Genomic DNA, 26213 nt, shown 5'->3' on the forward strand with positions numbered 1-26213 from the left:
TCAGCGCAGGGCGTTCAGGGTCGCGTTGTGGGGAATACAGCGTTCCAGGTTGCAGCTGGCGTATTCGCGGGGTTGTTGCCTGGCCTGTTCGACCCGATAGGCCGCGGTGCCATAGAGCGCAAGCGTGGCAGCGCAGGTGATGAAAATGGCGAAGCGCCTTTTTGTTCTGATGTTCATGGCGGTGACCTCTGAACGAATACCCGGGGGTACTACGTTGAGCATAGGTCAGCGTGGGGGAGTTGCCACTCGAACAGCACGGGATGTAATCCGATATTCAGAACACCGATATCCCCCTTGTGGGAGCGAGCAGGCTCGCTCCCACAGGGCTCGGCGTGACCTTCAAGTGGGTTACGCCAAGTGCTCAGGCCGCACCGGATCCCCCGGTTTCACATCCAGTTGTTTGCGCACGTCTTCGAACATTTCATCGTAATACTTGTGCATCGAGCCGATGCTGGCGTGCTTGGGCAGGCCATATGTCTGGGCGATGCGCGTGGCGTGGCGGGCGAAGTCGAAGGCCAGGTCCTTGGCGAGGAAGAACGTCTCGTCCACGGTCTTGTCCTCGACCGTGCCGTGCAAGCGGAACGACATGCCTTCGCCCTCCTTGGGATCCTGCGCCGTTTCATAATCGATGCACAGGTTGTAGCTGAAATCGTCCTTATTCAGCGCATGGCGTTCCATGTGCAGGTGACCGGGTTGGAACATGGCCATAAACATCTCTCCTTTGAAAGCCTGGAGAAGGGCAGACCCTGGATCTGCCCCGCAAGTTTCCTGTTATCGATAAGCGATGCCGGGTGTCGCCGTGCCGATACGGGTGCCGGCGGTGCCCTGGACGATGGCGTCGATGTCCGAGAGTGAACCGATTACCGCCACCTTGCCAGTGTTGCGTGCAAACTCGCAGGCAGCCTGTACCTTCGGTCCCATGGAGCCGGCGGCGAAACCGAGCTTGTCCATTTCGTCGGGATGGGCTTGGGCGATGGCTTTCTGGGTTGGCTTACCGAAGTCGACGAACGCGGCGTTGACGTCCGTGGCGATCACCAGCAGATCGCTTTCCAGCTGTTCGGCCAGCAGCGCCGAGCAGAGGTCTTTGTCGATCACCGCTTCGACCCCTTGCAGCTTGCCGTCGGCGTCGTACATCGTCGGGATGCCTCCGCCGCCGGCACAGATCACGATGCTGCCTTTTTCCAACAGCCATTTGATCGGACGGATTTCAAAGATGCGCTTGGGGCGCGGGCTGGCGACCACCCGCCGGAACTTGTCACCGTCCGGGGCGATGGCCCAGCCTTTTTCGGCGGCCAGTTTCTGTGCCTGTTCCTGGCTGTAGACCGGGCCGATGGGTTTGGTCGGGTTCTGGAAGGCCGGGTCATTGGCGTCCACTTCCACCTGGGTCAGCAGGGTCGCGAACGGTACTTCGAAGTCCAGCAGGTTGCCCAGTTCCTGCTCGATGATGTAACCGATCATGCCTTCGGTTTCGGCCCCCAGCACGTCCAGCGGATAAGGCGTCACCGAGGTGTAGGCCGCGGCTTGCAACGACAACAGGCCGACTTGCGGGCCGTTGCCGTGGGCGATGACCAGCTGGTTGCCGGGGTGGATCTTGGCGATCTGTTCGGTGGCGATGCGGATATTGGTGCGTTGATTGTCTGCGGTCATGGGCTCACCCCGACGCAGGAGGGCGTTTCCGCCCAGGGCAACGACGATGCGCATGGTGTTGTCCTTCTACAAAAAATGGAACTGACAACGCATGCCCTTGTGGGAGCGGGCTTGCTCGCGAAAGCGGTGTGTCAGTTATCGATGTGTTGGCTGATACTGCGCTTTCGCGAGCAAGCCCGCTCCCACAGAGGGGGCGGCGCGTGGTTCAGAGATCCGCCAACGTCGACACCAGGATCGCCTTGATGGTGTGCATGCGGTTTTCCGCTTGCTCGAAGGCGATGCAGGCCGGTGATTCGAACACGTCGTCGGTGACTTCTATGCCGTTGGCCAGGTGTGGATACTGCTCGGCGATCTGTTTGCCGACTTTGGTGTCACTGTTATGGAACGCCGGCAGACAATGCATGAACTTCGTGCGTGGGTTGCCGGTGGCTTTCATCAGTTGGGCGTTGACTTGGTAGGGCAGCAATTGCTCGATCCGTTCGGCCCAGGCTTCGACCGGCTCACCCATGGACACCCAGACGTCGGTGTGGATGAAGTCCACGCCTTTGACCGCCGCTTTCGGGTCTTCGGTCAGGGTGATGCGTGCGCCGCTTTCCTCGGCGTACTGATGGCAGCGTTGCACCAGGTCGTCATGGGGCCACAACGCTTTCGGCGCGCAGATGCGCACGTCCATGCCCAGTTTGGCGCCGATCAGCAGCAGTGAGTTGCCCATGTTGTTCCGTGCATCGCCCAGGTACGCGTAGCTGATTTCATGGATTGGCTTGTCGGCATGCTCGCGCATGGTCAGCACGTCGGCGATCATTTGCGTCGGGTGATATTCATCGGTCAGGCCGTTGAACACCGGCACGCCGGCGAACTTCGCCAGTTCTTCGACGATTTCCTGTTTGAAGCCCCGGTATTCGATGGCGTCGTACATGCGCCCCAGCACGCGGGCGGTGTCCTTCATGCTCTCCTTGTGGCCGATCTGCGAAGAGTTGGGGTCGATGTAAGTGACGTTCGCGCCCTGGTCATAGGCGGCCACTTCGAAAGCGCAGCGGGTACGGGTCGAGGTTTTTTCGAAGATCAGCGCAATGTTGTTGCCCTTGAGGTGTTGCTGTTCGGTGCCGGTGTACTTGGCCCGCTTGAGGTCGCGGGACAGGTCCAGCAAGTAGCGCAATTCGCGGGGGGTGTGGTGTTCGAGGCTGAGCAGGTTACGGTTGTGGATGTTGAACGCCATGATGGATCTCCTTGGGTTTCGGTAATCCCCTGGGCGGTGTTCGGTCAACACCGGCCCAGGCTCAAAGTCAGTAGTCGATCGGGTCGCGGAGGATCGGGCAGGTCATGCAATGGCCGCCGCCGCGACCCCGTCCCAGCTCGCTGGCGCTGATGGTGATGACTTCCACCCCGGCCTTGCGCAGCAGCGTGTTGGTGTAGGTGTTGCGGTCGTAGCCGATCACCACTCCAGGTTCCAGTGCCACCACGTTGTTGCCGTCGTCCCATTGCTCGCGTTCGGCGGCGAAGCTGTTGCCGCCGGTTTCCACCACGCGCAATGCGGGCAACTTGAGGGCTGCCGCCACGGTGTCGAGGAAGCTGCCTTCCTCCCGACGCACATCGATGCCGCCGGGCTTGCTCTCATCGGGGCGCAGGGAGAAGGCGACGATCTGGCTGACCACTTCCGGGAAAATCGTCACCAGGTCGCGGTCGCAGAAGCTGAACACGGTGTCCAGATGCATGGCCGCGCGAGACTTCGGCAAACCGGCGACGATTACCCGCTCCACGGCCTTGTGCTGGAACAGGTTCAGCGCCAGTTGGCCGATGGCCTGGCGGGATGAGCGCTCGCCCATGCCTATCAGCACCACGCCGTTGCCGATAGGCATCACGTCGCCGCCTTCCAGGGTGGCGCTGCCGTGGTCCAGGTCCGGGTTGCCGTACCAGATCTGGAAGTCGGCGTCGGTGAACTCGGGATGGAACTTGTAGATGGCCGTTGCCAGCAGGGTTTCCTGGCGCCGCGCCGGCCAGTACATCGGGTTCAGGGTCACGCCGCCGTAGATCCAGCAGGTGGTGTCGCGGGTGAACTGGGTATTGGGCAACGGTGGCAGGATGAAGCTGGAGTGCCCGAGGAAGTCGCGGAACATCTGGATGGTCTTGCCACCGAAGCTGTCTGGCAGGTCGTCGGCCGAGACGCCGCCAATCAGGAACTCGGCGATATGGCGTGGCTCAAGGCTGCGCAGCCACGAACCGACTTCATTCACCAGGCCCAGGCCCACCGAGTTGGCGGTGATCTTGCGCTGCAGGATCCAGTCCAGGGCTTCTGGGATGGCGACGATATCGGTCAGCAGGTTGTGCATTTCCAGCACGTCGATGCCACGCTCGCGCATCTTGGTGACGAAATCGAAATGGTCGCGCTTGGCCTGGTTGACCCAGATCACGTCGTCGAACAGCAGCTCGTCGCAGTTGTTCGGGGTCAAGCGTTGATGGGCCAGGCCTGGGGAACACACCATGACTTTACGTAATTTACCGGCTTCGGAATGAACGCCGTACTTCACTTTTTCCGTGGTCATTACAAATCCTCCCGTTAAAACAGTCAGCCAGCTACAAGGTCAGGAAGCCGTCGTAGAGCCCATAGGCGGCCACGAGGGCGCCTGCGATCACTGCGGCGAAAATCAGCTTCTCGACAGAGGTGAAAACCGGTTTGCCCAATTCGCGCTTGGCCTTGGCGAACAGAATCGCGCCGGGGGCATAGAGCAGGGCGGAGAGCAGCAGGTACTTGATTCCGCCGGCATACAGCAGCCACACCGCGTAGATCAGGGCGATGGCGCCGATGATCAGATCCTTGCGCCGCTCGGCCGCGAAGCCTTCGTAGGTCTCGCCGCGCATCGCCAGCAGCACGGCGTAGGCCGCCGACCACAGGTACGGCACCAGGATCATCGAGGTGGCGAGGTAGATCAGTGACAGGTAAGTGCTGGCTGAGAACAGGGTGATGACCAAGAACAGCTGGACCATCGCGTTGGTCAGCCACAGGGCATTGGCCGGTACGTGGTTGGCGTTCTCCCGGCGCAGGAACTCGGGCATGGTGTGGTCCTTGGCGGCGGCGAACATGATCTCGGCGCACAGCAGCACCCAGGACAGCAGCGCGCCGAGCAGCGAGATGATCAGACCCACGCTGATCAGCACCGCGCCCCAGTGACCCACTACGTGCTCCAGCACGGCCGCCATGGAGGGGTTCTGCAGTTTTGCCAGTTCCGGCTGGGTCATGATCCCCAGCGACAAGACGTTCACCAGTACCAGGAACAACAACACGGTAATGAACCCGATCACCGTGGCCTTGCCCACGTCCGTGCGTTTCTCGGCGCGGGCGGAAAAAATGCTCGCGCCTTCAATGCCGATGAACACCCAGACGGTGACCAGCATCATCTTGCGCACCTGGTTCATCACGCTGCCCAGGTCCGGGTTGTTCACGCCCCAGATGTCGGCGGTGAAAATATCGAGACGGAACGCGAACAGCGCGATCAGCACGAACAACAGCAGCGGCACGACTTTGGCGACGGTGGTCACCAGGTTGATGAACGCCGCTTCCTTGATCCCTCGCAAGACCAGCCAATGCACGGCCCACAGCAGCACCGACGCACCGATCACCGCTGCGACGGTATTGCCCTCGCCAAAGATCGGGAAGAAGTAGCCCAGGGTGCTGAACAGCAACACGAAGTAGCCGACGTTGCCCAACCAGGCACTGATCCAGTAGCCCCACGCCGATGAGAAACCCATGTAGTCGCCGAATCCGGCCTTGGCGTAGGCGTAGACACCGCCGTCCAGATCGGGTTTGCGATTGGCCAGGGTCTGGAACACGAACGCGAGGGTCAGCATGCCCACTGCGGTGATTGCCCAGCCAATGAGAATGGCGCCGACATCGGCGCTGGCGGCCATGTTTTGCGGCAGGGAGAAGATTCCGCCGCCGATCATGGAGCCGACGACCAGTGCGACCAGGGCGCCGAGTCGGAGTTTTCCGGGGGTGTCAGACATGGCGAGACTCCAATGCTGCAGAAGAGAGTCACAGCCTAGGTCCATTCGCCGTCGGGTTAGCTGATCCAGATCAGGAGGGGGCGGATTACCAGTGGGCTCTATGGGCGCCGAGCTCGCTCGCCCCATAGGCCCACTGCAATGGCGAACCGGTTATCTTCAGGGGCACCTGCAACCGATGGGCCGGGCCCCAGGGCGTCTGTTCCACCAGCAGGCCCTGATCGTCGGGTGTCTCGGCAGGCAGCGCCGTGCTGGTGCCTGGGCCGTGCTCGATCAACAGCTTCGCCGTACGTGCCAGCGACAGGCGTGCCGATCCACCCTGGCCCTTCTCCAGGCGCCGGGACAACAGCACAATGGCGCTGGCTGCCATGAGGTAGCCGGTGCCATGGTCCAGGGCCTGTACGGGCAGCGGTGTCGGTTTGTCCGACGGTTTCCAGCCCATGCCGGCTTCGGCAATGCCGCTGCTCATCTGTACCAGGCTGTCGAAGCCACGACGGTGCTGCCACGGGCCACTCCAGCCGTAGGCATTGAGGCTGACATCGATCAGGCCCGGCGCCATCTGCCGGCGGGCTTCGGCGCCGTAGCCCAGCCGTTCCAGGGCATCGGCGCGGTAGCCGTGGAGGAGGATGTCGGCATCGCTCAGCAGCGCCTCGAACGTGGTTCGGTCGTCAGGTCGATGCAAGTCGAGGCGAGCACAGCGTTTGCCGAGGGTGACTTCCGGCACCACGCCGGGTTCGTTCCAGGTGGGCGGATCGATGCGCAGCACATCGGCCCCCAGGCCTGCGAGAAAACGACTGGCAATGGGACCGGCCAATACGCGGGTCAGGTCCAGCACCTTGAGGCCCGCCAGTGGTCGCGCCACGGAACCGAGCCAGAGTCCAGGTCGTGCCTCGACGGATTCAGCCAAATGCACCAGCGGCTCGGCGTTCACCGCCATGCCCTGGGGATGCGTCTGCCAGACCGGCCACGAGCGCATTTCGGCGGCGCAGCCACCGGCGTCCACCACGGCCTGTTCCAGTTCGACCTTGTTCCAGCCGGCCACTTTACTCGCCATGTCGTCGCGATCACGGCACGTGCCGAGGACTTTTTCCGCGGCAAGACGATGATGCGGTGCATTGGTGTGCAGGCGAATCCAGCCATCGGCGGTGGCGTAGTCGCCGGCCACCGGGTCCCACATCGGTGGCACGCTCCAGCCAATGGGGCGCAGGGAGGTGGAGAACCAGAACGAGGCCAGGCGCCGGTCGACTTCGACCGGCGGCAGCCGGCCGGTTTGCTGACGGATGAGTTCGGCGGTGGCCTGGCCGGCAACGGCGATGCTGGCGCAGGCCAGTCCGGTGACGTCGAACGCGGAGGGCAGGGCGCCTTCAGCGATGAAAGGAACCGGCGTTGTCGGCAACCCGAGTGCGGCTTGCATGGATGTGAGCAGGTCTGTCATCGAAGGCCCTCCGGAACGTGGGTTCGAGCATAGATCAAAATGCTTTGCGAGGGCGGGCGCGGTGTTTCAGGTACAACGCATTCCACATCAGGTTGTGGTAACCGTTCAGGCCAGTTCAGTTGTGTAAGCCCGCTCCAGCAACACGGTAAACCGGTTGAAGGCATCCAGCGCACCTTTGTCCGCCTCGGCTTCCTGCTGTTCGGTCAATGCCAGCCCGTCGAGAATCCGGGTGAAGGTTTTCCAGCCTTCGGCGCGACCGCCCGGCGGTTCGGCGAGGTGACGGGCGCCGAAGGTTTCGCTCATGCCCAGGGCCACGGCGCGTTTGATCAGGAACGCAGCGCCAAGCTTGGAACCCTCGGACACGAACAACCAGCCCAGGGCCTCGGCCTGGGTCGGGTTTTTCACGGCGCCGGCCACTGCCGCCGGCACTTCAGTGTCAAGGTCCGCCAGATCGGCCTTGGCCGCTTCGGCACGGCAGCGGGCCGGCAGGTCGGGAATCAGGGCGGACAGCTCCGGGTCGTTGTACAGATCCATCAGTTCCGACTGGAACAGGTACTGGGCGACGACGAAGCGAGCGAAGCTGGCCGGCGTTTCGAACGGCGCGTGGGCCTTGACCAGGGCGTCGAGCTTGCTGTGCGGTTCGTGGGTGATCTGGTTCAGGCGTTGGGAACGTTGGGGACTCATGAATATTCCTTTGAATGAAAGCAGGTACTCGGTTCCTTTGCAGGCGCAAGCGTTCGCCTGCAAAGGATTCGTCTGGCGGAGTGACCGGGTCAGATGTCCCAGATCAGATTCACCGCGAAATTGCGCCCCGGCGCGGTCAGGCGATCGAGGTTGGCGGGGTTCAGCACCGCTGCTTCGCCGACGCTGTCGTAGCCGCGCACGTTGTCCCACAGCCAGTATTTCTTGTCGGTCAGGTTGTAGAGCCCGCCACTGAGCGTGACGTCGTCGGTCACTTTGTAAAACCCGGTCAGGTCGAGGATGCCGAAGCCCGGTGTCTTGAACTGGCTGCTGACGCCATCGGGGGAGTTGAAGTTGCTGTCGTCGACGCGGTTCTTTTTCCGGACCAGGGTCCAGCTGAGCAGGGTGCCGTAATCGTCCTGGTCATAACCCAGGCCGAACACGCCGGTCAGCGGGTTGACGCTGTTGATCGGTTGGCCGGTGTCGTTGTTGCGACCGTAGGCATAGGCCACCGAACCCTGGGTATACAGGCCCTGCGGCGCGCCGAACACGTCCAGATTCAAGCGTCCCTTGACCTCGGCGCCCTTGATGGTGGCGTGCTTGATGTTGTTGCTCTGGAAGGTCAACTGATTGGCCCCCGGGGTGATTGCATCTTCGTTGATGAAGTCGCGGTACTTGTTGTAGAAGACGGCTACGTCGAACGAGCCGGCGTCGAAACGCCCCCGCAGGCCGGTCTCGTAGCTTTTGCTTTTTTCCGGCTCCAGGTCGGGGTTGGGTTCCACGCTGTAGCCGGCGTCGGGGTTGTCGAAGCGCCCGTACAGGGCCTTGGCGGTCGGTGTGCGGAACCCTTCGGCGTACTGGCCGTACCAGGTGTACTGGTCGGTGAAGGCGTAGGTCAGGCCGAACTTGGGCGAGACGCGATGCCAGGTCTTGTTGCTGTCACTGACTTCGCCGCCACCGGTGGGGTCAACGGTGCTGAGGAATGCCTCGGTGAGGTGCGGCTTGAGGCGGGTGTGGTCGTAGCGCAGGCCCGGGGTGAAGGTCCACTTCTCCCAACTGATCTGGTCCTGGGCGAACAGGCTATAGGTATTGATGGTCGGGTCCGGGAAGTCGCTGGCTTTTGCCAGCACGTCGCGGGTGCTGATGGCTCCTACAGTCGGACAGCCCACGCCGACCGCCAGGCAGACGCCATTGCCGCTGCGCGAGCCAGTGACTTTCTGCTGCTTGAGGGTGGTGCCATAGGTCAGCGCGTGGTCGGTCTGGGCGATGCTGAAGGCTTTTTCCAACTGCGCGTCGAAGATCCACTGTTTTTCTTCATAGAGGGTATTCCGGGTGCGCAACACCTGGCGGGTGATGGGGAAATAGAACTCGGCGGTGCTCTGGTCGGTCTTGGCGATCTGGTGGTTCAGGCTCCATTTCACGCGGTCGGCCAGCAGGCTGTCGAGGGCGAAACTGTGTTCCAGGCCGAAGCGCTCGCGACTGATGGTGTCGTTGCCGGTGCGCCACTGGTACATGCCACCAGGCAGCACGAAAGGGGGAATGGCCGGCTGGCCGTTGGCATAGGGGCCGCCATAGGCGCTTTTCAGATCGCTGTCGCGGTCGTCCTTGTACTTCTCGTAGACCAGCCCCAGGCGCGAATCTTCGTTGTAATTCCAGCCCAGTTTGGCCAGTACATTGTTGGCGCGTACGTCTTCCGGGTTGGCCGCGGTGCGCTCCAGGCCGGTGCCGTTGTGGCTGCCGTAGGATTCGGTTTCATGACCGTCGCGCTGGCTGTAGTGCAGCAGGCCATCGAATGCACCGCTGCGGCCGGCGACGGTGGCGGACTTGAGCCAGCTCTCGTCGGCGGAGCTGTAGCCGGTTTTCAGCCGGGCGCCGACGTCGTTGCCCGGCTTGATGATGTCGTCCGGGTCCAGGGTGAAGTAACTGACGGCACCGCCGATGGCATTGCTGCCGTACAGCACTGAGGCCGGGCCGCGCAGGATCTCCACGCGCTTGACGATTTCCGGGTCGACATAGTTGCGCTGGGTCTTGGCGTAGGGGCCGTTGAAGAAGCTGTCGGGGATTTCCACGCCGTCGACCTGAGTCAGGATCCGGTTACCGTCGATGCCGCGGATGTTATAGCCGCTGATACCGCCGCGCTGGCCGGCACCCCCCACTGAGACACCGGGTTCGTAACGCACCAGATCCTTGATGGTGTTGACGTTGTGACGGTCCAGCGCCTGGCGATCATGGACCGTGACGGTGCTGGGTACGCGGGTGATGGCTTGTTCCTGGCGGGTGGCGCTGATGGTCACCTGCTCCAGGTTCAGCACGCTGCCGGTGTCGTTCTTTACCAGGACAACGTTGTTGCTGCTCAGTTTGCGATAGCCGAGGTTGGTCCCCACCAACAGGCGCTCCAGAGCCTTTTCCGGCGATAGCGAACCGTTCACGCCGGGCGAGGCGACGCCTTCGGCCAGTTCGGCCGACAGACCCACCTGCCAACCCGTGACCGCGGTAAAGGCATTCAGGGCCGAAACGAGCGGTTGCTGGGCGATGGTGAAGGTGTAGTCGCCCATGTTGTGCGTCGACGATTGCGCGGCGGTGGCGGCCAGGGCGGCCGGGACGCTGCCGGCCATCAGGATGGCGGCGGTCAGCAATGACAACGTGCGGGTAGGGGCGAGGAACCGGCAAGTAAGGCGAGAGGACATCGATAGCGCTCCGTGTCGCATCTGTTATAGGTGCAGATCGGCATCTGTAGATGCGAATCAATTGCATTGGCTATAACGAGACGAACCAGCTCACGCTATCGAGTAAAAATAATGCTCATTCAGTTCAGGATGACCAGGGCTGGGAATTCCTGGACCCGTGCCGAGGTGATGTGGGCCAGCGAGCGCACCACGTCCAGCGGTTGGTCGAGGCGGTAATTGCCGGTCACCGTGATATGGGCCAACTGCTCGTTGCGATTGATGATCCAGCCGGGATAGTAGCGCTGCAGTTCGGCCAATACCTGGTCCAGCGGTCGATTTTCGAATACCAGCCGTCCCTGGACCCACGCCAGATCGGTGCCGGCATCGAGCCTAGCCGGGCGATCGAAGCCGTTGGGGCCGATGCGGATGCTTTGCCCGGCCGAGAGTCGTACATGGGTGTCGTTGCGGTTGGCCCGCAATTCCACATCGCCGCGCTGCACCTGGACTTGGGTGACGCCGTCGAGATAGCGCATCGCGAATGCAGTGTCGCTGACGCTGGCGATGACCGGGCCGGCTTCGATTTCCAGGGGCAGGCTGTGATTGCCCGGTACCTCGAAGAACGCTTCGCCCTTGTACAGCCGGGCCATGTGCCGTTGTCCGTTGAAAGTACTGGAGAAGGCTGAGTCGGTGTTGAGCAGAACTTTGGAACCATCCTCCAGTTGCAGGCGCTGGCGCTCGCCGACCACGGTCAGGTGATCGGCCTGGAAGCGCAGGGGCAGGTCGCTGAAATTGAACAGGCCCAGGAACAGCACGGCCGCTGTGGCCAGCGGTTTCCAGTGGCTACGCAAACGTGACAGCGCGGTGACCCTTGGCCGGGCCTGCAACTGGCGCGCACTTTCCAGTACCTGCGGGCCGTCCCAGATGGTCTGTGCCCTGACAAACGCTTCGCCATGGCGCGGATCGGCCGCCAACCAGTCCTGGAATTGCCGTGTCTGCTCCTGGCTGGGGTTCTCCAACAGGATCAGCCAGTCCAGCGCCTGCTCCATGGCATGGGCGGTGTCCGGGCGCGTCGTCGGCTCAGCGGCGCGGTGAGAGTCTGTCACGGTAAGACCTCGTCGTGGGCGGCAAGTGGCGCAGTTTACCGCTTGGGGCTTGTGGCTTGCAGCTAGCTATCGGCGTGACGCTCGGCCACGCCGATACAGATCGCCATGATCAGCTTCAGTTCCTTTTGCACGGTGCTCAGTGACACACCCAACCGTTCGGCGATGTCCTGGTAACCGTAACCCTGCAGGCGGTTGAGAATGAAGATCTGCTGCTGGCGCGGACTCAGCGCTTGCAGACTGGCGTTGAGCCGTTCGAGCATCTGCCCGGCGTGAGCGGCATCTTCGGCGCTGCCCTGAGGGGCGACCACATTGTTCACGACCTCCACCGGCACATCTTCCAGCAGCGTCCGGGACTGGATGCGCCGGGCGCGCAAATGATCCAGCGCCAGGTTGCGCGCGGTCTGGAAGACGAAGGGTTCGAGGTGATCGACCGTACGTTCGTTCAACGCACGGGTGACCCGCAGGTACGTTTCCTGAAGCAGGTCTTCGGCAGTGCTGGGGTTGTTGACCATTCGCTCCAGGGTGCGCAGCAGCGGTATGCGCTGGGCGAGGAAGACATGGTGAAAGTGCGATTGACTCACGGTAGGGCCCGATTCGGTTTGCCTAGATGATAATGCTTATCATCTAGGCAAATGGTCAAGCCTCGAATCAAGGGCCGCTCCCGAATCCTGTGGGAGCGGGCTGCTCGCGAAAGCGATTTCACATTCAACACCCATGTTGCCTGGCCCACCCTCTTCGCGAGCAAGCCCGCTCCCACAGAACGGCTCAGTCGTGTTCGTGGTTTACTCGGCGTTACACAACGCCAGGCAGTTATCCAGCATGCGGTTGGAGAAGCCCCACTCGTTGTCGTACCAGGCCAGTACCTTGAGCAGCTTGCCGCTGACCTTGGTGTGGTTGGCGTCGAAGATCGATGACAGCGGGTTGTGGTTGAAGTCACTGGAAACCAGCGGCAGGGTGTTGTAGCCGAGGATCTTGGAATGTTGACTGGCCTGACGCAGCAGGGCGTTGACTTCGTCGGCCGAGGTGTCGCGCTTGAGCTGCACGGTCAGGTCCACCAGGGACACGTTGATCACTGGCACGCGCACGGCCATGCCGGTCAGCTTGCCTGCCAGTTCCGGCAGCACCAGGCCCACCGCTTCGGCGGCGCCGGTCTTGCTCGGGATCATGTTCTGGGTGGCCGAACGGGCGCGGTACGGGTCGCTGTGGTAGACGTCGGTCAGGTTCTGGTCGTTGGTGTAGGCATGGATGGTGGTCATCAGGCCGCTTTCGATGCCCAGCTCGCGGTGCAGCACCTGGGCCACCGGGGCCAGGCAGTTGGTAGTGCACGACGCGTTGGAAATGATCTGGTGGGACTGGCGCAGGATGTCGTGGTTAACGCCATACACCACGGTGGCGTCGGCGCCCTTGGCCGGGGCCGAGATGATCACCTTGCGGGCGCCGGCGCTGATGTGCGCGGCGGCCTTGGCGCGGTCGGTGAACAGGCCGGTGCATTCGAACACCACGTCGATCTTCTCGGCGGCCCAGGGCAGTTCGGCCGGGTTGCGGATGGCGCTGACCGAAATGCGGTCGCCATTGACCGTCAGGCTTTCATGATCGTGCTGTACATCGGCATCGAATGTGCCGTGAACGGTGTCGTACTTGAGCAGGTGAGCATTGATTGCACTGTCGCCCAGGTCGTTGATCGCGACGATCTGCAAGTCGCGGCGGTAGCCTTGGGTATACAGTGCACGGAGGACGTTGCGGCCGATGCGGCCAAAACCATTGATTGCGATTCGAAGAGTCATTAACTGCGCCGCCGTCGATTTGTTGTTGGAATTACAAGATTATTCGCATAAAAATAGAAAACAAGCCTTTTTGATGGCAATATTTTGTTTTATCTACAACGAGTGACCTGAATCAACTGGTCCGAGTGGTCATCAAACCGTCCGTCGCCCAACGCGCCGAGGGGTTTTGACCAGCATAGACAATCAGGTCGCCACACCCGTTAGCCTGGAGTTCTACACATGCATCCCCGCGTACTTGAGGTCACCGAACGGCTTATCGCCCGCAGCCGCGCCACGCGCGAGGCCTACCTTGCATTGATTCGCGGTGCAGCCAGCGACGGGCCGATGCGCGGCAAGTTGCAGTGCGCCAACTTCGCCCACGGTGTGGCCGGTTGCGGCAGTGAAGACAAGCACCACTTGCGGATGATGAACGCCGCCAACATCGCCATCGTGTCTTCCTACAACGACATGCTGTCGGCCCATCAGCCCTACGAAACCTTCCCGGAACAGATCAAGAAAGCCCTGCGCGAGATCGGCTCGGTCGGCCAGTTCGCCGGCGGCACGCCGGCGATGTGCGATGGCGTGACCCAGGGCGAGGCCGGGATGGAACTGAGTCTGCCGAGCCGCGAAGTGATTGCCCTGTCCACGGCGGTGGCGTTGTCCCACAACATGTTCGACGGCGCGCTGATGCTGGGCATCTGCGACAAGATCGTGCCGGGCCTGATGATGGGCGCGCTGCGCTTCGGCCACTTGCCGACGATTTTCGTGCCCGGCGGGCCGATGGTTTCGGGCATTTCCAACAAGGAAAAAGCCGACGTGCGCCAGCGCTACGCCGAAGGCAAGGCCACCCGCGAGGAGCTGCTGGAATCGGAGATGAAGTCTTACCACAGCCCCGGCACCTGTACCTTCTACGGCACCGCCAACACCAACCAGTTGCTGATGGAAGTGATGGGCCTGCATTTGCCGGGCGCTTCGTTCGTCAACCCGAACACGCCGTTGCGCGATGCGCTGACCCGCGAAGCGGCGTTCCAGGTCACGCGTCTGACCAAGCAAAGCGGTAACTTCATGCCCATCGGCGAAATCGTCGACGAGCGGGCGCTGGTCAATTCCATCGTTGCGCTGCACGCCACCGGCGGTTCCACCAACCACACCCTGCACATGCCGGCCATCGCCATGGCGGCGGGCATCCAGCTGACCTGGCAGGACATGGCCGACCTCTCCGAGGTGGTGCCGACCCTCAGCCACGTCTACCCGAACGGCAAGGCCGACATCAACCATTTCCAGGCGGCGGGGGGCATGTCGTTCCTGATCCGCGAACTGCTGGAAGCCGGTCTGCTCCACGAGGATGTCAACACCGTGCTCGGCCGCGGCCTGAGCCGCTATACCCAGGAGCCGTTCCTGGAGGATGGCAAGCTGGTGTGGCGCGATGGTCCGATCGAAAGCCTCGATGAAAATATCCTGCGTCCGGTGGCTCGGGCGTTCTCTCCCGAAGGCGGCCTGCGCGTGATGGAAGGCAACCTGGGGCGCGGCGTGATGAAAGTTTCGGCGGTGGCCCTGGAAAACCAGATCGTCGAAGCGCCGGCCATGGTGTTCCAGGATCAGCAGGACCTGGCGGATGCGTTCAAGGCCGGGTTGCTGGAGAAGGATTTTGTCGCGGTCATGCGCTTCCAGGGCCCGCGCTCCAATGGCATGCCGGAACTGCACAAGATGACGCCGTTCCTGGGTGTGCTGCAGGATCGTGGGTTCAAGGTGGCGCTGGTAACCGACGGGCGGATGTCCGGCGCATCGGGGAAGATCCCGGCGGCGATCCACGTCAGCCCCGAAGCCTATGTCGGTGGCGCGTTGGCTCGGGTGCAGGAGGGGGATATCATCCGCGTCGATGGCGTCAAAGGCACCCTGGAACTGAAGGTGGACGCCGAGGAATTCGCCGCACGCGAACCTGCCAAGGGCCTGTTGGGCAACAACATCGGCACCGGTCGCGAGCTGTTCGGCTTCATGCGCATGGCGTTCAGCTCGGCAGAGCAGGGCGCCAGCGCCTTCACTTCTGCCCTGGAGACGCTTAATTGAAACTGGCTTTGGTCGGTGACATCGGTGGGACCAACGCACGCTTTGCGCTGTGGAAAAACGACACCCTGGAAAACATCCAGGTGCTGGCGACGGCGGATTACGCCTGCCCGGAAGATGCGATCCAGGTGTACCTGAGCGGCCTGGGCCTGAAGCCGGGCGCCATCGGTTCGGTGTGCCTGTCGGTGGCCGGTCCCGTGAGCGGCGATGAGTTTCGTTTTACCAACAATCACTGGCGCCTGAGTAACCTGGCGTTCTGCCGGACCCTGCAGGTGGAGAAGCTGTTGCTGGTCAACGATTTCTCGGCCATGGCCCTGGGCATGACCCGTTTGCGTCCCGACGAATATCGGGTCGTGTGCGAAGGCACCCCGGAACCGATGCGTCCGGCGGTGGTGATCGGGCCGGGCACCGGGCTGGGCGTCGGCACGCTGCTGGACCTGGGTGAGGGCCGTTTCGCCGCGTTGCCGGGGGAGGGCGGCCACGTCGACCTGCCCCTGAGCAGCCCGCGGGAAACCCAACTGTGGCAGCACATCTACAACGAGATCGGCCACGTCAGCGCCGAAACCGCCTTGAGCGGCAGCGGTTTGCCTCGGGTGTACCGGGCCATTTGCGCAGTGGACGGCCATGTGCCGGTACTCGATACCCCCGAATCCATTACCGCGGCCGGCCTGGCCGGCGACCCCATCGCCCTGGAAGTGCTCGAGCAGTTCTGCCGCTGGCTGGGGCGCGTGGCTGGCAACAACGTATTGACGTTGGGCGGACGCGGCGGTGTCTACATCGTCGGTGGCGTGGTTCCGCGCTTTGCCGATTTCTTTCTCGAAAGCGGTTTCGCCCGTTGCTTCGCCGACAAGGGCTGCATGAGCGATTACTTCAAGGGGATTCCGGTCTGGTTGGTCACCGCACCGTACTCTGGCCTGATGGGGGCTGGGGTGGCCTTGGAGCAGTCCGCACAAGTTTAAGATTTGAAATGCAATCCCCTGTGGGAGCGGGCTTGCTCGCGAAAGCGGTGTTTCATTCAACATTTTCGTCGACTGACACGCCGCTTTCGCGAGCAAGCCCGCTCCCACAAGGGGTTGCGGTGTTTATAGATCCGGCTCATCAGGCATAATCCGCCCCAACCCAAACAACAAGGATGAGGCCCCGTGAGTTCAGTGAACAAATCGATTTTGTTGGTCGACGACGACCAGGAGATTCGCGAGCTGCTGGACACTTACCTCAGCCGTGCGGGATTCCAGGTGCGGACTACCCCCGATGGAGCCGGGTTTCGCCAGGCGCTGAACGAAGCGCCGAGCGACCTGGTGATCCTCGACGTGATGCTGCCCGACGAGGACGGTTTCAGTCTGTGCCGTTGGGTTCGCCAGCACCCGCGCCAGGCCCATGTGCCGATCATCATGCTCACCGCCAGCTCCGACGAAGCCGACCGTGTCATCGGCCTGGAGCTGGGGGCCGACGACTACCTGGGCAAGCCGTTCAGCCCGCGGGAGCTCCAGGCGCGCATCAAGGCCTTGCTGCGGCGGGCCCAGTTCGGACAGGAGCGTGGGGGCAGCGAAGTGTTGGCCTTCGACGAGTGGCGGCTGGACATGGTCAGCCATCGGCTGTTTCACGCTGACGGGGAAGAGGTGATCCTTTCCGGTGCCGATTTTGCCCTGCTCAAGTTGTTCCTCGATCACCCCCAGGAAATCCTCGACCGCGACACCATCGGCAACGCGACCCGCGGCCGGGAGTTGATGCCGCTGGACCGGATCGTCGACATGGCGGTCAGTCGGCTGCGCCAGCGTCTGCGCGATACCGACAAACCGCCACGGCTGATCCGTACGGTGCGCGGCAGCGGTTATCAATTGGCGGCCAATGTGGTTGCCAGCAATGGTCACTGACTGGCTTCGGAAACTCGCCCGACGGCTGCCGGTGCCCCGTTCGTTGTTGGGACGGATGCTGCTGCTGACCCTGTTGGTGGTGTTGTTCGCCCAGACCTTGTCCAGCCTGATCTGGGTGTCGCAACTGCGCGCCACTCAGCTTGAGGGCCTGGTGACCAGCGCCCGCAGCCTCGCTCATTCGATGACCGCCAGTGTCAGTTATTTGCGTTCGCTGCCGGTCGCGTACCGGCCGCTGGTGCTGGACCAGTTGCGCAGCATGGGCGGAACGCGGTTTGTCGTCACGCTCAACGACAAACCCCTGGGCATGGATGTCCTGCCCGTTACACCGCGTAAACTGGCGGTGCTCCAGGCGGTGGACGAGGTGCTGCGACGCTCCCTGGGCAATAACGCCGATATTTCCGTCAAGTTTGTCAGCCCCGAAGACCTGCGGATCTTCAATGGTGGACTCAAGCTCGATGAGTTGCCCCGTTCATGGGCTCATTACGCCCTGACCCTTGAGCCGGTGAACCCGCCGGTACTGGTCACGCAAATTCAGATGGCGCCGGGTGAATGGCTGTACATCGCTTCGCTGCTACCCGAACCCTACACCAGTCTCGAAGAGCAAGACCTGCCCAAGCAGCAGGTCGGCTTTATCGTGCTCACCAGCAGTCTGTTGCTGTTGTTCATCGGCTTGCTGGTGCATTGGCAGAGCCGGCCCCTCAAGCGCTTGGCCCGGGCGGCGCGGAACATGTCGTTGGGCGCTGAAGTGGAGCCGGTGCCCGAGGGCGGCGGCAGCGAAGTGGTAGAGGTGGGGCGGGCTTTCAATGCCATGCGCGAGCGCATCAGCCGTTACCTGACCGAACGCAGCCAATTGTTCAGCGCCATTTCCCACGACTTGCGGACACCCATCACGCGCCTGCGGCTGCGGGTCGAACTGCTGGAGGACGAGAACCTGCAAGCCAAGTTCGGCCGTGACCTGGACGAGCTGGAACTGCTGGTCAAGGGCGCGCTGCAGTGTGTGAAGGACACCGATATCCACGAGAACATCGAACCGGTGGACCTCAACCATGTGCTCGATTGCCTGGTGGAACCTTACGTGGCACCCAACGGCAACGGTCGCGTCACCCAGGATGGCCGGGCGCTGGCGCCGTATCCCGGCAAGCCGCTGGCCCTCAAGCGCTGCATTGGTAACCTGATCGACAACGCGCTGAAATACGGGCAGAACGCCCACCTGCACATCGATGACGATGAAACCGCATTCATCCTGCACGTCGACGACGAGGGGCCGGGTGTACCGGAGCAGCGCCTGGAACAAGTCTTTGAACCACACTTCCGCCTGGCCGGGCAACAGCAGGGCTATGGTCTGGGCCTGGGCATCGCCCGCAACATTGCCCATAGCCATGGTGGCGAGGTGAGCTTGCAGAATCTGCGCGAAGGGGGGTTGCGAGTGACATTGCAGTTGCCGCGCAGTGCTGATTGATCACGCCGCGTTATCGTTCATCGCGAGCCTGCTCGCGATGACGTCAGTAGCCTCACCACTCTTCTCAGGTAAATGTCACAAGACGGTGACATAACTCCCCCCTTTCGTTACCTGCCCGCACCGACCCCTTGTTTAGACTCCCTGCGTCAAAACAACAAAAAAGGTATTCCCGATGGACACCTTCCAACCGGCTTTCAGCAGTTGGCTGAACGCTCCTGCCCACCAGCAATGGCTCGCCGCCGAAGGCTTGCGGCTGCTGGCATTCGCCAGAGCGTCGAGGCTGCCGGTCGGCTTCGGCAACCTTGACGAACTGGGCCGTTTGCCGGCCGGGGCCCAGGCCGAAACCATGAACACCGCACGCATGACCCACAGCTTCGCCATGGCCCACATCCAGGGCCTGCCAGGCTTCGCCGAGCTGGTGGATCACGGCATCGAGGCCCTCAGCGGCCCGCTGCGGGACGCCGAGCACGGCGGTTGGTTCGCCACTGCGCAACCCACCGAGGACAACGCCGGCAAAGCCGCTTATCTCCACGCGTTCGTCGCCCTGGCTGCCAGTTCAGCCGTGGTGGCCCGGCGTCCCGGCGCCCAAGCGTTGATGGACGAAGCCGTGCGGGTCATCGACGAGCATTTCTGGAGCGAGGAGGAGGGCGCCCTGCGCGAATCCTTTTCCCGTGACTGGCGTGACGAAGAGGCCTATCGCGGCGCCAACAGCAACATGCACGCCACTGAGGCCTTTCTTGCTCTGGCCGATGCCACTGATGACCCCCGCTGGCTGGCCCGTGCGCTGCGTATCGTCGAACGGGTGATCCATGGCCATGCCGCCGCCAACGACTACCTGGTGGTGGAACATTTCGACCGCGACTGGCAACCGCTGCGCGAATACAACCACGACAACCCCGCTGATGGCTTCCGGCCCTACGGCACCACGCCCGGCCATGGTTTCGAGTGGGCGCGCCTGCTGTTGCACCTCGAAGCGGCGCGGGTGCGGATCGGCATGCTGACCCCGGGTTGGCTGGTCCAGGACGCGCAAAAACTCTTCGAACGGAACTGCCGCCACGGCTGGGAGGTCGATGGTGCGCCCGGCATTGTCTACACGCTGGACTGGGATAATCGCGCCGTGGTCCGCCATCGGCTGCATTGGGTGCATGCCGAAGCGGCCGCCGCTGCCAGTGCCTTGCTCAAACGGACCGATGAAGCTCAATACGAAACCTGGTACCGATGCTTCTGGGAGTTCTGTGAGCGCCATTTCATCGACCGTTGCAACGGCAGCTGGCACCACGAGCTCGATCCACAGAACCGCCCAAGCGCCGATATCTGGCCGGGGAAGCCGGACCTGTATCACGCCTGGCAGGCGGTACTGATTCCGCGACTGCCCCTGGCGCCCAGCATGGCGTCGGCCCTGGCGGAATATTCCAGCCTGGTCGCTGTGTAACCGTGTCGTGACATAGACGCATCCCTTCGTTACCTGCGAAGGGATTTCCCCTGATTAGAATCCATGCAGCGCAAGCATCAGACTTGCATGCATAACAACAAGAAAGGTACTCAGATGAACGCGATCAATCGCCTCGCCGTTGCTGTTTCCATTGCCTCGTTGTTCCCCCTCAGTGCTTTTGCCGCCGACTCGAAAGGGACGGTCGAAGTGGTGCATTGGTGGACCTCGGGTGGTGAGAAGGCGGCTGTAGATGTCCTGAAGGCCCAGGTCGAGAAAGACGGCTTCACCTGGAAAGACGGTGCCGTCGCAGGTGGCGGTGGCGCCACGGCCATGACCGTGCTGAAAAGCCGCGCGGTGGCCGGCAACCCGCCAGGCGTTGCCCAGATCAAAGGTCCGGACATTCAGGAGTGGGCATCTACAGGCCTGCTTGACAGCGACGTCCTGAAGGACGTTGCCAAGCAAGAGAAGTGGGATTCGCTGCTCGACAAGAAAGTCTCCGACACCGTCAAGTACGAGGGTGATTACGTCGCCGTGCCGGTGAACATCCACCGCGTCAACTGGCTGTGGATCAACCCTGAAGTCTTCAAGAAGGCCGGCATCGAAAAAGCGCCGACCACCCTCCAGGAATTCTACGCCGCCGGCGACAAACTCAAGGCAGCGGGCTTCATTCCCCTGGCCCATGGCGGCCAGCCTTGGCAGGACAGCACGGTGTTCGAAGCCGTGGTGCTGTCGGTCATGGGCCCCAAGGGCTACCAGAAGGCCTTGGTCGAGTTGGACAAGGACGCTCTGACTGGGGCTGACATGATCGAGGCGCTGACACAGCTGAAGAAAGTCGCGACCTACATGGACGCGGACGGCAAGGGCCAGGACTGGAACCTGGAAGCGGCCAAGGTCATCAACGGCAAGGCCGGCATGCAGATCATGGGCGACTGGGCCAAGAGCGAGTGGACCGCTGCCAAGAAAGTCGCCGGCAAGGATTACGAATGCGTAGCCTTCCCGGGCACCGACAAGGCCTTCACTTACAACATCGACTCCCTTGCGGTGTTCAAGCAGAAGGACAAGGGCACTTCGGCCGGTCAGGAGGATATCGCCAAGGTCGTCCTGGGTGAAAACTTCCAGAAGGTCTTCAGCATCAACAAGGGTTCGATCCCGGTGCGTAACGACATGCTCAAGGACATGGCCAAGCACGGTTTCGACTCCTGTGCCCAGACCGCGGCCAAGGACTTCCTGGCGGACGCCCAGACCGGCGGCCTGCAACCGAGCATGGCGCACAACATGGCGACCACGCTGGCTGTACAAGGCGCGTTCTTTGACGTGGTGACCAACTATATCAACGACCCGAAAGCCGACCCGGCCGATGCTGCGAAGAAGCTTGGCGCGGCGGTTCAGTCGGCGAAGTAAACGGGTAGCAACGCTGTCCCTGTGGGAGCGGGCCTGTGGGAGCAAAGCTTGCTCGCGATGAACATAACGCGGTCCGTCGAAAGACTGAGGCGCCTTCATCGCGAGCAAGCTCGGCTCCCACACAAGCGGCTCCCACAAGGGATGCCACTGTAGTTTTTCAAGTACTGGATCTTCCCATGAGTTCTGTTGCTGTGTTCAGCAAAGCCTCGCCGTTCGATGCACTGCAACGCTGGCTGCCAAAACTGGTGCTGGCACCCAGCATGTTCATCGTCCTGGTGGGCTTTTACGGCTACATCCTGTGGACGTTTCTCCTGTCGTTCACCAATTCGACTTTTCTTCCGACCTACAAATGGGTCGGCCTGGCGCAGTACGCGCGGCTGTTCGATAACGACCGCTGGTGGGTGGCGAGCAAGAACCTGGCCGTTTTCGGCGGACTGTTCATCGGCATCACACTGGTCATTGGCGTGTTGCTGGCGGTATTGCTCGATCAGCGCATCCGCCGCGAAGGTTTCATCCGCACCATCTACCTGTACCCGATGGCGCTCTCCATGATCGTCACCGGTACTGCCTGGAAGTGGCTGCTCAACCCAGGTATGGGCCTGGACAAGCTGCTGCGTGACTGGGGCTGGGAGGGCTTTCGCCTGGATTGGCTGATCGACCCGGACCGCGTGGTGTATTGCCTGGTGATCGCGGCCGTGTGGCAGGCCTCGGGCTTCATCATGGCGATGTTCCTTGCCGGCTTGCGGGGTGTCGACCAGTCGATCATCCGTGCAGCGCAGATCGATGGCGCGAGCATGCCCACGATCTACTGGAAAGTGGTGCTGCCGAGCCTGCGTCCGGTGTTCTTCAGCGCCGTGATGATCCTGGCGCACATCGCAATCAAGAGTTTCGACCTGGTGGCGGCGATGACGGCCGGTGGCCCCGGCTACTCGTCCGATCTGCCTGCCATGTTCATGTATTCGTTCACCTTCAGTCGTGGCCAGATGGGCATGGGCTCGGCCAGTGCGATCCTGATGCTCGGTGCGATCCTCGCGATCATCGTGCCTTACCTGTATTCCGAGCTGAGGACCAAGCGCCATGACTAGTCTCGTCGCCAAACCGGGTATCAGCCTGAGTCGCATCGCGATCCATGCAGTGCTGATCCTCGCCGTACTGCTTTACCTGGTGCCGCTGGTGGTCATGTTGCTGACCAGCTTCAAGACGCCGGAAGACATCAGCACCGGCAACCTGCTCAGCTGGCCGACCGTGGTCAGTGGCATCGGCTGGGCCAAGGCCTGGGCCACGGTGAACGGTTACTTCTGGAACTCGATCATGATCACCGTTCCGGCGGTGCTGATCTCCACCGCCATCGGTGCGTTGAATGGCTACGTGCTGTCGATGTGGCGTTTCCGTGGTTCGCAGCTGTTCTTCGGCCTGTTGCTGTTCGGCTGCTTCCTGCCGTTCCAGACCGTGCTGCTACCGGCTTCGTTCACCCTCGGCAAGATGGGGCTGGCCAGCACCACCACCGGCCTGGTGATCGTACACGTGGTGTATGGCCTGGCGTTCACCACGCTGTTCTTCCGCAACTACTACGTCAGCATTCCCGATGCGCTGGTGAAGGCGGCGCGCTTGGACGGTGCGGGCTTTTTCACGATCTTCCGCAGGATCATCCTGCCGATGTCGACGCCGATCATCATGGTCTGCCTGATCTGGCAGTTCACGCAGATCTGGAACGACTTCCTGTTCGGCGTGGTGTTCTCCAGCGGCGATTCGCAGCCCATCACGGTGGCGCTGAACAACCTGGTCAACACCAGCACCGGGGCCAAGGAATATAACGTGGACATGGCGGCGGCGATGATCGCCGGGCTGCCGACCCTGCTGGTCTATGTGGTCGCAGGCAAGTATTTCGTGCGCGGGCTGACGGCCGGCGCGGTCAAGGGGTAATCATGGCAACGCTCGAACTTCGCAATGTAAACAAGACCTACGGCGCCGGCCTGCCCGACACCCTGAAGAACATCGAACTGTCCATCAAGGACGGTGAGTTCCTGATCCTCGTCGGCCCTTCGGGTTGCGGCAAGTCGACCTTGATGAACTGCATCGCCGGCCTGGAGACCATTACCGGCGGCGCGATCATGATCGGTGACCAGGATGTCAGCGGCATGAGTCCCAAGGATCGCGACATCGCCATGGTGTTCCAGTCCTACGCGCTGTACCCGACCATGAGTGTGCGCGAGAACATCGAATTCGGCCTGAAGATCCGCAAGATGCCGCAGTCGGCCATCGACGAAGAAGTGGCCCGGGTCGCCAAGCTGTTGCAGATCGAACACCTGCTCAACCGCAAGCCCGGCCAGCTCTCCGGCGGCCAGCAACAGCGCGTGGCCATGGGCCGTGCGCTGGCGCGGCGACCGAAGATCTACCTGTTCGACGAACCGCTCTCCAACCTCGACGCCAAGCTGCGGGTCGAGATGCGCACTGAAATGAAACTGATGCATCAGCGCCTCAAGACCACCACGGTCTACGTAACCCACGACCAGATCGAAGCCATGACCCTGGGCGACAAGGTGGCGGTGATGAAGGACGGGATCATCCAGCAGTTCGGCACGCCGAAGGAGATCTACAACAACCCGGCCAACCAGTTCGTGGCGAGTTTCATCGGTTCGCCGCCGATGAACTTCATCCCGTTGCGCCTGCAACGCAAGGACGGTCGCCTGCTGGCTTTGCTCGACAGCGGCCAGGCCCGTTGCGAGCTGCCGCTGGGCATGCAGGACGCCGGTCTGGAGGATCGCGAAGTGATCCTGGGCCTGCGTCCGGAGCAGATCGCGCTGGCGGGTAGCGAGCCGAATGGCCTGCCGACCATTCGCGCCGAAGTCCAGGTCACCGAGCCCACCGGCCCCGATACCCTGGTATTTGTCAGTCTAAATGACACCAAGGTTTGCTGTCGCCTGGCTCCGGACGTGGCTCCACAGGCCGGGGAAACAATGACGCTTCAGTTTGACCCTCAAAAAGTATTACTATTTGATGCGCAGACCGGTGAACGCCTGGGGGTAACTGCTCAGCCACAAGGCGATACCCGCACGGCGAACGTTGCGCAGTTCAAGGGTCGATGAGAGATCAATGCGGGAGCGAGCAAGCCTGCTCCCACAGGAGTATGCGGTGGGTGGGAAACCGTCCACCGCAATCGTTGTAAACCGCGTTAGAAAAAATAAAAACAGTCAATAACAATAAAGACGAGGGAAGTAGGGATGAAGAAGAAAAACAACGCCCAGCTTATCTGCCAGTTGTCAGCCGTTGCGGCGATGATGCTGGTGGGTAGCGCACAGGCTGACGAAGCGTTCAGCGCCAATTCGAAGTGGATGACGGGTGACTGGGGCGGCGAGCGGACCCGGCTGCTTGAGCAAGGTATCGACATCAAGGCCGATTACGTCGGCGAAATGGGCGCCAATCTCCATGGCGGCTACAACGACGACAAGACCGCGCGCTGGTCGGGCCAGTTTGGCCTGGGCGTAGCGCTCGATCTTGAAAAGCTGGCAGGTTGGGACGACACGGAAGCCAAGATCCAATTCACTCGCCGGGACGGTCGCAACATTTCCAACGACCGTATCGGTGATCCACGTGCCGGTACCCTCAGTTCTTCCCAGGAAGTCTGGGGTCGTGGGCAAACCACCCGTCTGACCCAGTTGTGGATCAAGCAGAAGTACTTCGACAGCAAACTGGACGTCAAGGCCGGTTACTACGGCGTGGGTGAAGACTTCAACACCTTCCCTTGCGAGTTTCAGAACCTGGCGTTCTGCGGTTCGCAAGCAGGCAACTGGGCGACCAACATCTGGTACAACTGGCCAATCATGCAGGCGGCCATCCGGTTCAAGTACAACATCACGCCTGAACTTTATGCACAGATCGGCGCCTACAACCAGAACCCTTCGCAACTGGAAAACAACAACCGCTACAAGCTCAGCGGCAGCGGCACTGAAGGTACGCTGATTCCGGTGGAGTTGGTCTGGTCGCCTAAACTCAATAACCTGCCGGGCGAATACCGCGTGGGTTACTACAAGAGCACGGCCAAGGCCGATGACGTACGCGAGGACGAAAACGGCAACGATGCCGCGACCACCGGTCTCGCCTATCGCAGCCACAGCAGCAAGCATGGCTACTGGCTCGTGGTGCAGCAGCAGCTCACCACCCACAATGGCGATGCTTCCCGCGGCCTGAACATCGCGGCCAACGCGACTTTCCACGACAAGGACACCAACGTCGTCGACAACTACCAGTCGCTGATGTTCGTGTACAAGGGGCCGTTCGACGCACGTCCGAAAGATGACGTCGGCATCGGCTTCTCCCGTATCCATGTCAACGATGACGTGAAGAAAAACGCCGAGCTGACCAACGTGGCCAACGGTGTCACGGACTACGACGATCCGCTGTTCTCGCCGTTGCGCAACACCGAGTACAACTATGAAATCAACTACGGCTTCCATGTCACCAACTGGCTGACCGTTCGTCCCAACCTGCAATACGTCACTCACCCGGGCGGTGTCGATGAAGTCGATAACGCACTGGTGGCCGGCCTGAAAATTCAGTCGGTGTTCTAACGCTGTTGCGATAAGCTCCTCTCTATGTGCGCATATTTGCGGACGGCCAAGGCTGTCCGCTTTTTTTTGTGAAGCACTTGGCTGAAACAGCACCCTGTGGGGCAAGGGGATACATCCCCTCGCC

At 61.8% G+C, this 26213-nt stretch carries 22 protein-coding genes; 10 read left to right on the forward strand and 12 right to left on the reverse strand.

Translation table 11 applies throughout. The features are described 5' to 3' along the window. The 12 genes from AD666_RS26630 to gap all read right to left on the reverse strand — a co-directional run bounded on the left by AD666_RS26630 (nucleotide 1) and on the right by gap (nucleotide 13312). The gene (locus tag AD666_RS26630) at nucleotides 1–177 is read right to left on the reverse strand and encodes a hypothetical protein (protein ID WP_172679631.1); all 177 of its coding nucleotides are present in this window, start codon (nucleotides 175–177) and stop codon (nucleotides 1–3) included. Between the two features lie 171 nt (nucleotides 178–348). After that, on the reverse strand, nucleotides 349–708 hold the full coding sequence (locus AD666_RS14865; RefSeq protein WP_053153101.1) for a DUF5064 family protein: 360 nt from the start codon (nucleotides 706–708) through the stop codon (nucleotides 349–351). A 63-nt stretch (nucleotides 709–771) separates the two neighbouring features. Next, nucleotides 772–1701 (reverse strand): carbamate kinase, encoded by a 930-nt coding sequence (arcC, locus tag AD666_RS14870; protein ID WP_053153104.1) that lies wholly within the window; start codon nucleotides 1699–1701, stop codon nucleotides 772–774. A 151-nt stretch (nucleotides 1702–1852) separates the two neighbouring features. Next, the gene (locus AD666_RS14875) at nucleotides 1853–2863 is read right to left on the reverse strand and encodes an ornithine carbamoyltransferase (RefSeq protein ID WP_053153107.1); all 1011 of its coding nucleotides are present in this window, start codon (nucleotides 2861–2863) and stop codon (nucleotides 1853–1855) included. 67 nt (nucleotides 2864–2930) lie between these two features. Beyond that, a complete protein-coding gene (gene arcA / locus AD666_RS14880; RefSeq protein ID WP_053153110.1) occupies nucleotides 2931–4187 on the reverse strand; it encodes an arginine deiminase in 1257 nt (418 codons plus the stop codon). A 31-nt stretch (nucleotides 4188–4218) separates the two neighbouring features. After that, nucleotides 4219–5646, reverse strand: a complete 1428-nt coding sequence (gene arcD, locus AD666_RS14885) for an arginine-ornithine antiporter (protein ID WP_053153113.1) — start codon at nucleotides 5644–5646, stop codon at nucleotides 4219–4221. Between the two features lie 85 nt (nucleotides 5647–5731). Continuing rightward, on the reverse strand, nucleotides 5732–7078 hold the full coding sequence (locus tag AD666_RS14890; RefSeq protein WP_053153115.1) for a CoA transferase: 1347 nt from the start codon (nucleotides 7076–7078) through the stop codon (nucleotides 5732–5734). Between the two features lie 105 nt (nucleotides 7079–7183). After that, complete coding sequence (locus AD666_RS14895) at nucleotides 7184–7762, reverse strand: biliverdin-producing heme oxygenase (protein ID WP_053153117.1); 579 nt, start codon at nucleotides 7760–7762, stop codon at nucleotides 7184–7186. Between the two features lie 89 nt (nucleotides 7763–7851). After that, nucleotides 7852–10446, reverse strand: a complete 2595-nt coding sequence (locus tag AD666_RS14900) for a TonB-dependent receptor (RefSeq protein WP_053153120.1) — start codon at nucleotides 10444–10446, stop codon at nucleotides 7852–7854. Between the two features lie 119 nt (nucleotides 10447–10565). After that, entirely contained in the window at nucleotides 10566–11528 is a 963-nt protein-coding gene (locus AD666_RS14905; RefSeq protein WP_053153123.1) for a FecR domain-containing protein, read from the reverse strand. Between the two features lie 62 nt (nucleotides 11529–11590). Next, complete coding sequence (locus AD666_RS14910; RefSeq protein WP_053153126.1) at nucleotides 11591–12109, reverse strand: RNA polymerase sigma factor; 519 nt, start codon at nucleotides 12107–12109, stop codon at nucleotides 11591–11593. Between the two features lie 201 nt (nucleotides 12110–12310). Then, nucleotides 12311–13312, reverse strand: a complete 1002-nt coding sequence (gene gap, locus AD666_RS14915; RefSeq protein ID WP_053153130.1) for a type I glyceraldehyde-3-phosphate dehydrogenase — start codon at nucleotides 13310–13312, stop codon at nucleotides 12311–12313. A 219-nt stretch (nucleotides 13313–13531) separates the two neighbouring features. On the opposite strand from gap, the gene edd reads away from it, so the two are divergent. The 10 genes from edd to AD666_RS14965 all read left to right on the forward strand — a co-directional run bounded on the left by edd (nucleotide 13532) and on the right by AD666_RS14965 (nucleotide 26089). Then, nucleotides 13532–15358, forward strand: coding sequence for a phosphogluconate dehydratase (edd, locus tag AD666_RS14920; RefSeq protein ID WP_053153133.1), 1827 nt, complete (start codon nucleotides 13532–13534; stop codon nucleotides 15356–15358). Continuing rightward, nucleotides 15355–16314, forward strand: coding sequence for a glucokinase (locus AD666_RS14925; RefSeq protein ID WP_053153136.1), 960 nt, complete (start codon nucleotides 15355–15357; stop codon nucleotides 16312–16314). The genes edd and AD666_RS14925 overlap by 4 nt, the downstream gene beginning before the upstream one ends. Nucleotides 16315–16497: 183 nt before the next feature. After that, on the forward strand, nucleotides 16498–17229 hold the full coding sequence (locus AD666_RS14930; RefSeq protein WP_053153139.1) for a response regulator: 732 nt from the start codon (nucleotides 16498–16500) through the stop codon (nucleotides 17227–17229). Further along, nucleotides 17219–18688 (forward strand): ATP-binding protein, encoded by a 1470-nt coding sequence (locus AD666_RS14935; RefSeq protein WP_053153142.1) that lies wholly within the window; start codon nucleotides 17219–17221, stop codon nucleotides 18686–18688. Before AD666_RS14930 ends, AD666_RS14935 begins: the two co-directional genes overlap by 11 nt. A gap of 172 nt (nucleotides 18689–18860) precedes the next feature. Continuing rightward, entirely contained in the window at nucleotides 18861–20120 is a 1260-nt protein-coding gene (locus AD666_RS14940) for an AGE family epimerase/isomerase (RefSeq protein ID WP_053153145.1), read from the forward strand. Between the two features lie 114 nt (nucleotides 20121–20234). Next, the gene (locus tag AD666_RS14945) at nucleotides 20235–21521 is read left to right on the forward strand and encodes an ABC transporter substrate-binding protein (RefSeq protein ID WP_053153266.1); all 1287 of its coding nucleotides are present in this window, start codon (nucleotides 20235–20237) and stop codon (nucleotides 21519–21521) included. A gap of 176 nt (nucleotides 21522–21697) precedes the next feature. Further along, nucleotides 21698–22606 carry a carbohydrate ABC transporter permease gene (locus tag AD666_RS14950; protein ID WP_053153146.1) on the forward strand — a complete coding sequence of 303 codons (909 nt, stop codon included), beginning with the start codon at nucleotides 21698–21700 and terminating at the stop codon, nucleotides 22604–22606. Beyond that, on the forward strand, nucleotides 22599–23444 hold the full coding sequence (locus tag AD666_RS14955; protein WP_053153148.1) for a carbohydrate ABC transporter permease: 846 nt from the start codon (nucleotides 22599–22601) through the stop codon (nucleotides 23442–23444). The genes AD666_RS14950 and AD666_RS14955 overlap by 8 nt, the downstream gene beginning before the upstream one ends. A gap of 2 nt (nucleotides 23445–23446) precedes the next feature. Continuing rightward, a complete protein-coding gene (locus AD666_RS14960) occupies nucleotides 23447–24607 on the forward strand; it encodes an ABC transporter ATP-binding protein (RefSeq protein ID WP_053153151.1) in 1161 nt (386 codons plus the stop codon). A 135-nt stretch (nucleotides 24608–24742) separates the two neighbouring features. Continuing rightward, nucleotides 24743–26089: a carbohydrate porin gene (locus AD666_RS14965; RefSeq protein WP_053153154.1), complete on the forward strand. Its 1347-nt coding sequence runs from the start codon at nucleotides 24743–24745 to the stop codon at nucleotides 26087–26089. Nucleotides 26090–26213: the final 124 nt, after the last annotated feature.

The organism is Pseudomonas sp. Pf153 (assembly GCF_001269775.1).
Taxonomy (GTDB): domain Bacteria; phylum Pseudomonadota; class Gammaproteobacteria; order Pseudomonadales; family Pseudomonadaceae; genus Aquipseudomonas; species Aquipseudomonas uvaldensis.

Bases quoted from the DNA above. Each gene is read 5' to 3' on its own strand.
- AD666_RS14950 (WP_053153146.1), top strand. From the start codon at position 21,698: ATGAGTTCTGTTGCTGTGTTCAGCAAAGCCTCGCCGTTCGATGCACTG.
- AD666_RS14965 (WP_053153154.1), top strand. From the start codon at position 24,743: ATGAAGAAGAAAAACAACGCCCAGCTTATCTGCCAGTTGTCAGCCGTT.
- AD666_RS26630 (WP_172679631.1), bottom strand. From the start codon at position 177: ATGAACATCAGAACAAAAAGGCGCTTCGCCATTTTCATCACCTGCGCT.
- AD666_RS14875 (WP_053153107.1), bottom strand. From the start codon at position 2,863: ATGGCGTTCAACATCCACAACCGTAACCTGCTCAGCCTCGAACACCAC.
- AD666_RS14865 (WP_053153101.1), bottom strand. From the start codon at position 708: ATGGCCATGTTCCAACCCGGTCACCTGCACATGGAACGCCATGCGCTG.
- AD666_RS14945 (WP_053153266.1), top strand. From the start codon at position 20,235: ATGAACGCGATCAATCGCCTCGCCGTTGCTGTTTCCATTGCCTCGTTG.
- AD666_RS14940 (WP_053153145.1), top strand. From the start codon at position 18,861: ATGGACACCTTCCAACCGGCTTTCAGCAGTTGGCTGAACGCTCCTGCC.
- arcC (WP_053153104.1), bottom strand. From the start codon at position 1,701: ATGCGCATCGTCGTTGCCCTGGGCGGAAACGCCCTCCTGCGTCGGGGT.
- edd (WP_053153133.1), top strand. From the start codon at position 13,532: ATGCATCCCCGCGTACTTGAGGTCACCGAACGGCTTATCGCCCGCAGC.
- AD666_RS14895 (WP_053153117.1), bottom strand. From the start codon at position 7,762: ATGAGTCCCCAACGTTCCCAACGCCTGAACCAGATCACCCACGAACCG.
- AD666_RS14960 (WP_053153151.1), top strand. From the start codon at position 23,447: ATGGCAACGCTCGAACTTCGCAATGTAAACAAGACCTACGGCGCCGGC.
- arcD (WP_053153113.1), bottom strand. From the start codon at position 5,646: ATGTCTGACACCCCCGGAAAACTCCGACTCGGCGCCCTGGTCGCACTG.
- AD666_RS14890 (WP_053153115.1), bottom strand. From the start codon at position 7,078: ATGACAGACCTGCTCACATCCATGCAAGCCGCACTCGGGTTGCCGACA.
- AD666_RS14955 (WP_053153148.1), top strand. From the start codon at position 22,599: ATGACTAGTCTCGTCGCCAAACCGGGTATCAGCCTGAGTCGCATCGCG.
- gap (WP_053153130.1), bottom strand. From the start codon at position 13,312: ATGACTCTTCGAATCGCAATCAATGGTTTTGGCCGCATCGGCCGCAAC.
- AD666_RS14900 (WP_053153120.1), bottom strand. From the start codon at position 10,446: ATGTCCTCTCGCCTTACTTGCCGGTTCCTCGCCCCTACCCGCACGTTG.
- AD666_RS14935 (WP_053153142.1), top strand. From the start codon at position 17,219: ATGGTCACTGACTGGCTTCGGAAACTCGCCCGACGGCTGCCGGTGCCC.
- arcA (WP_053153110.1), bottom strand. From the start codon at position 4,187: ATGACCACGGAAAAAGTGAAGTACGGCGTTCATTCCGAAGCCGGTAAA.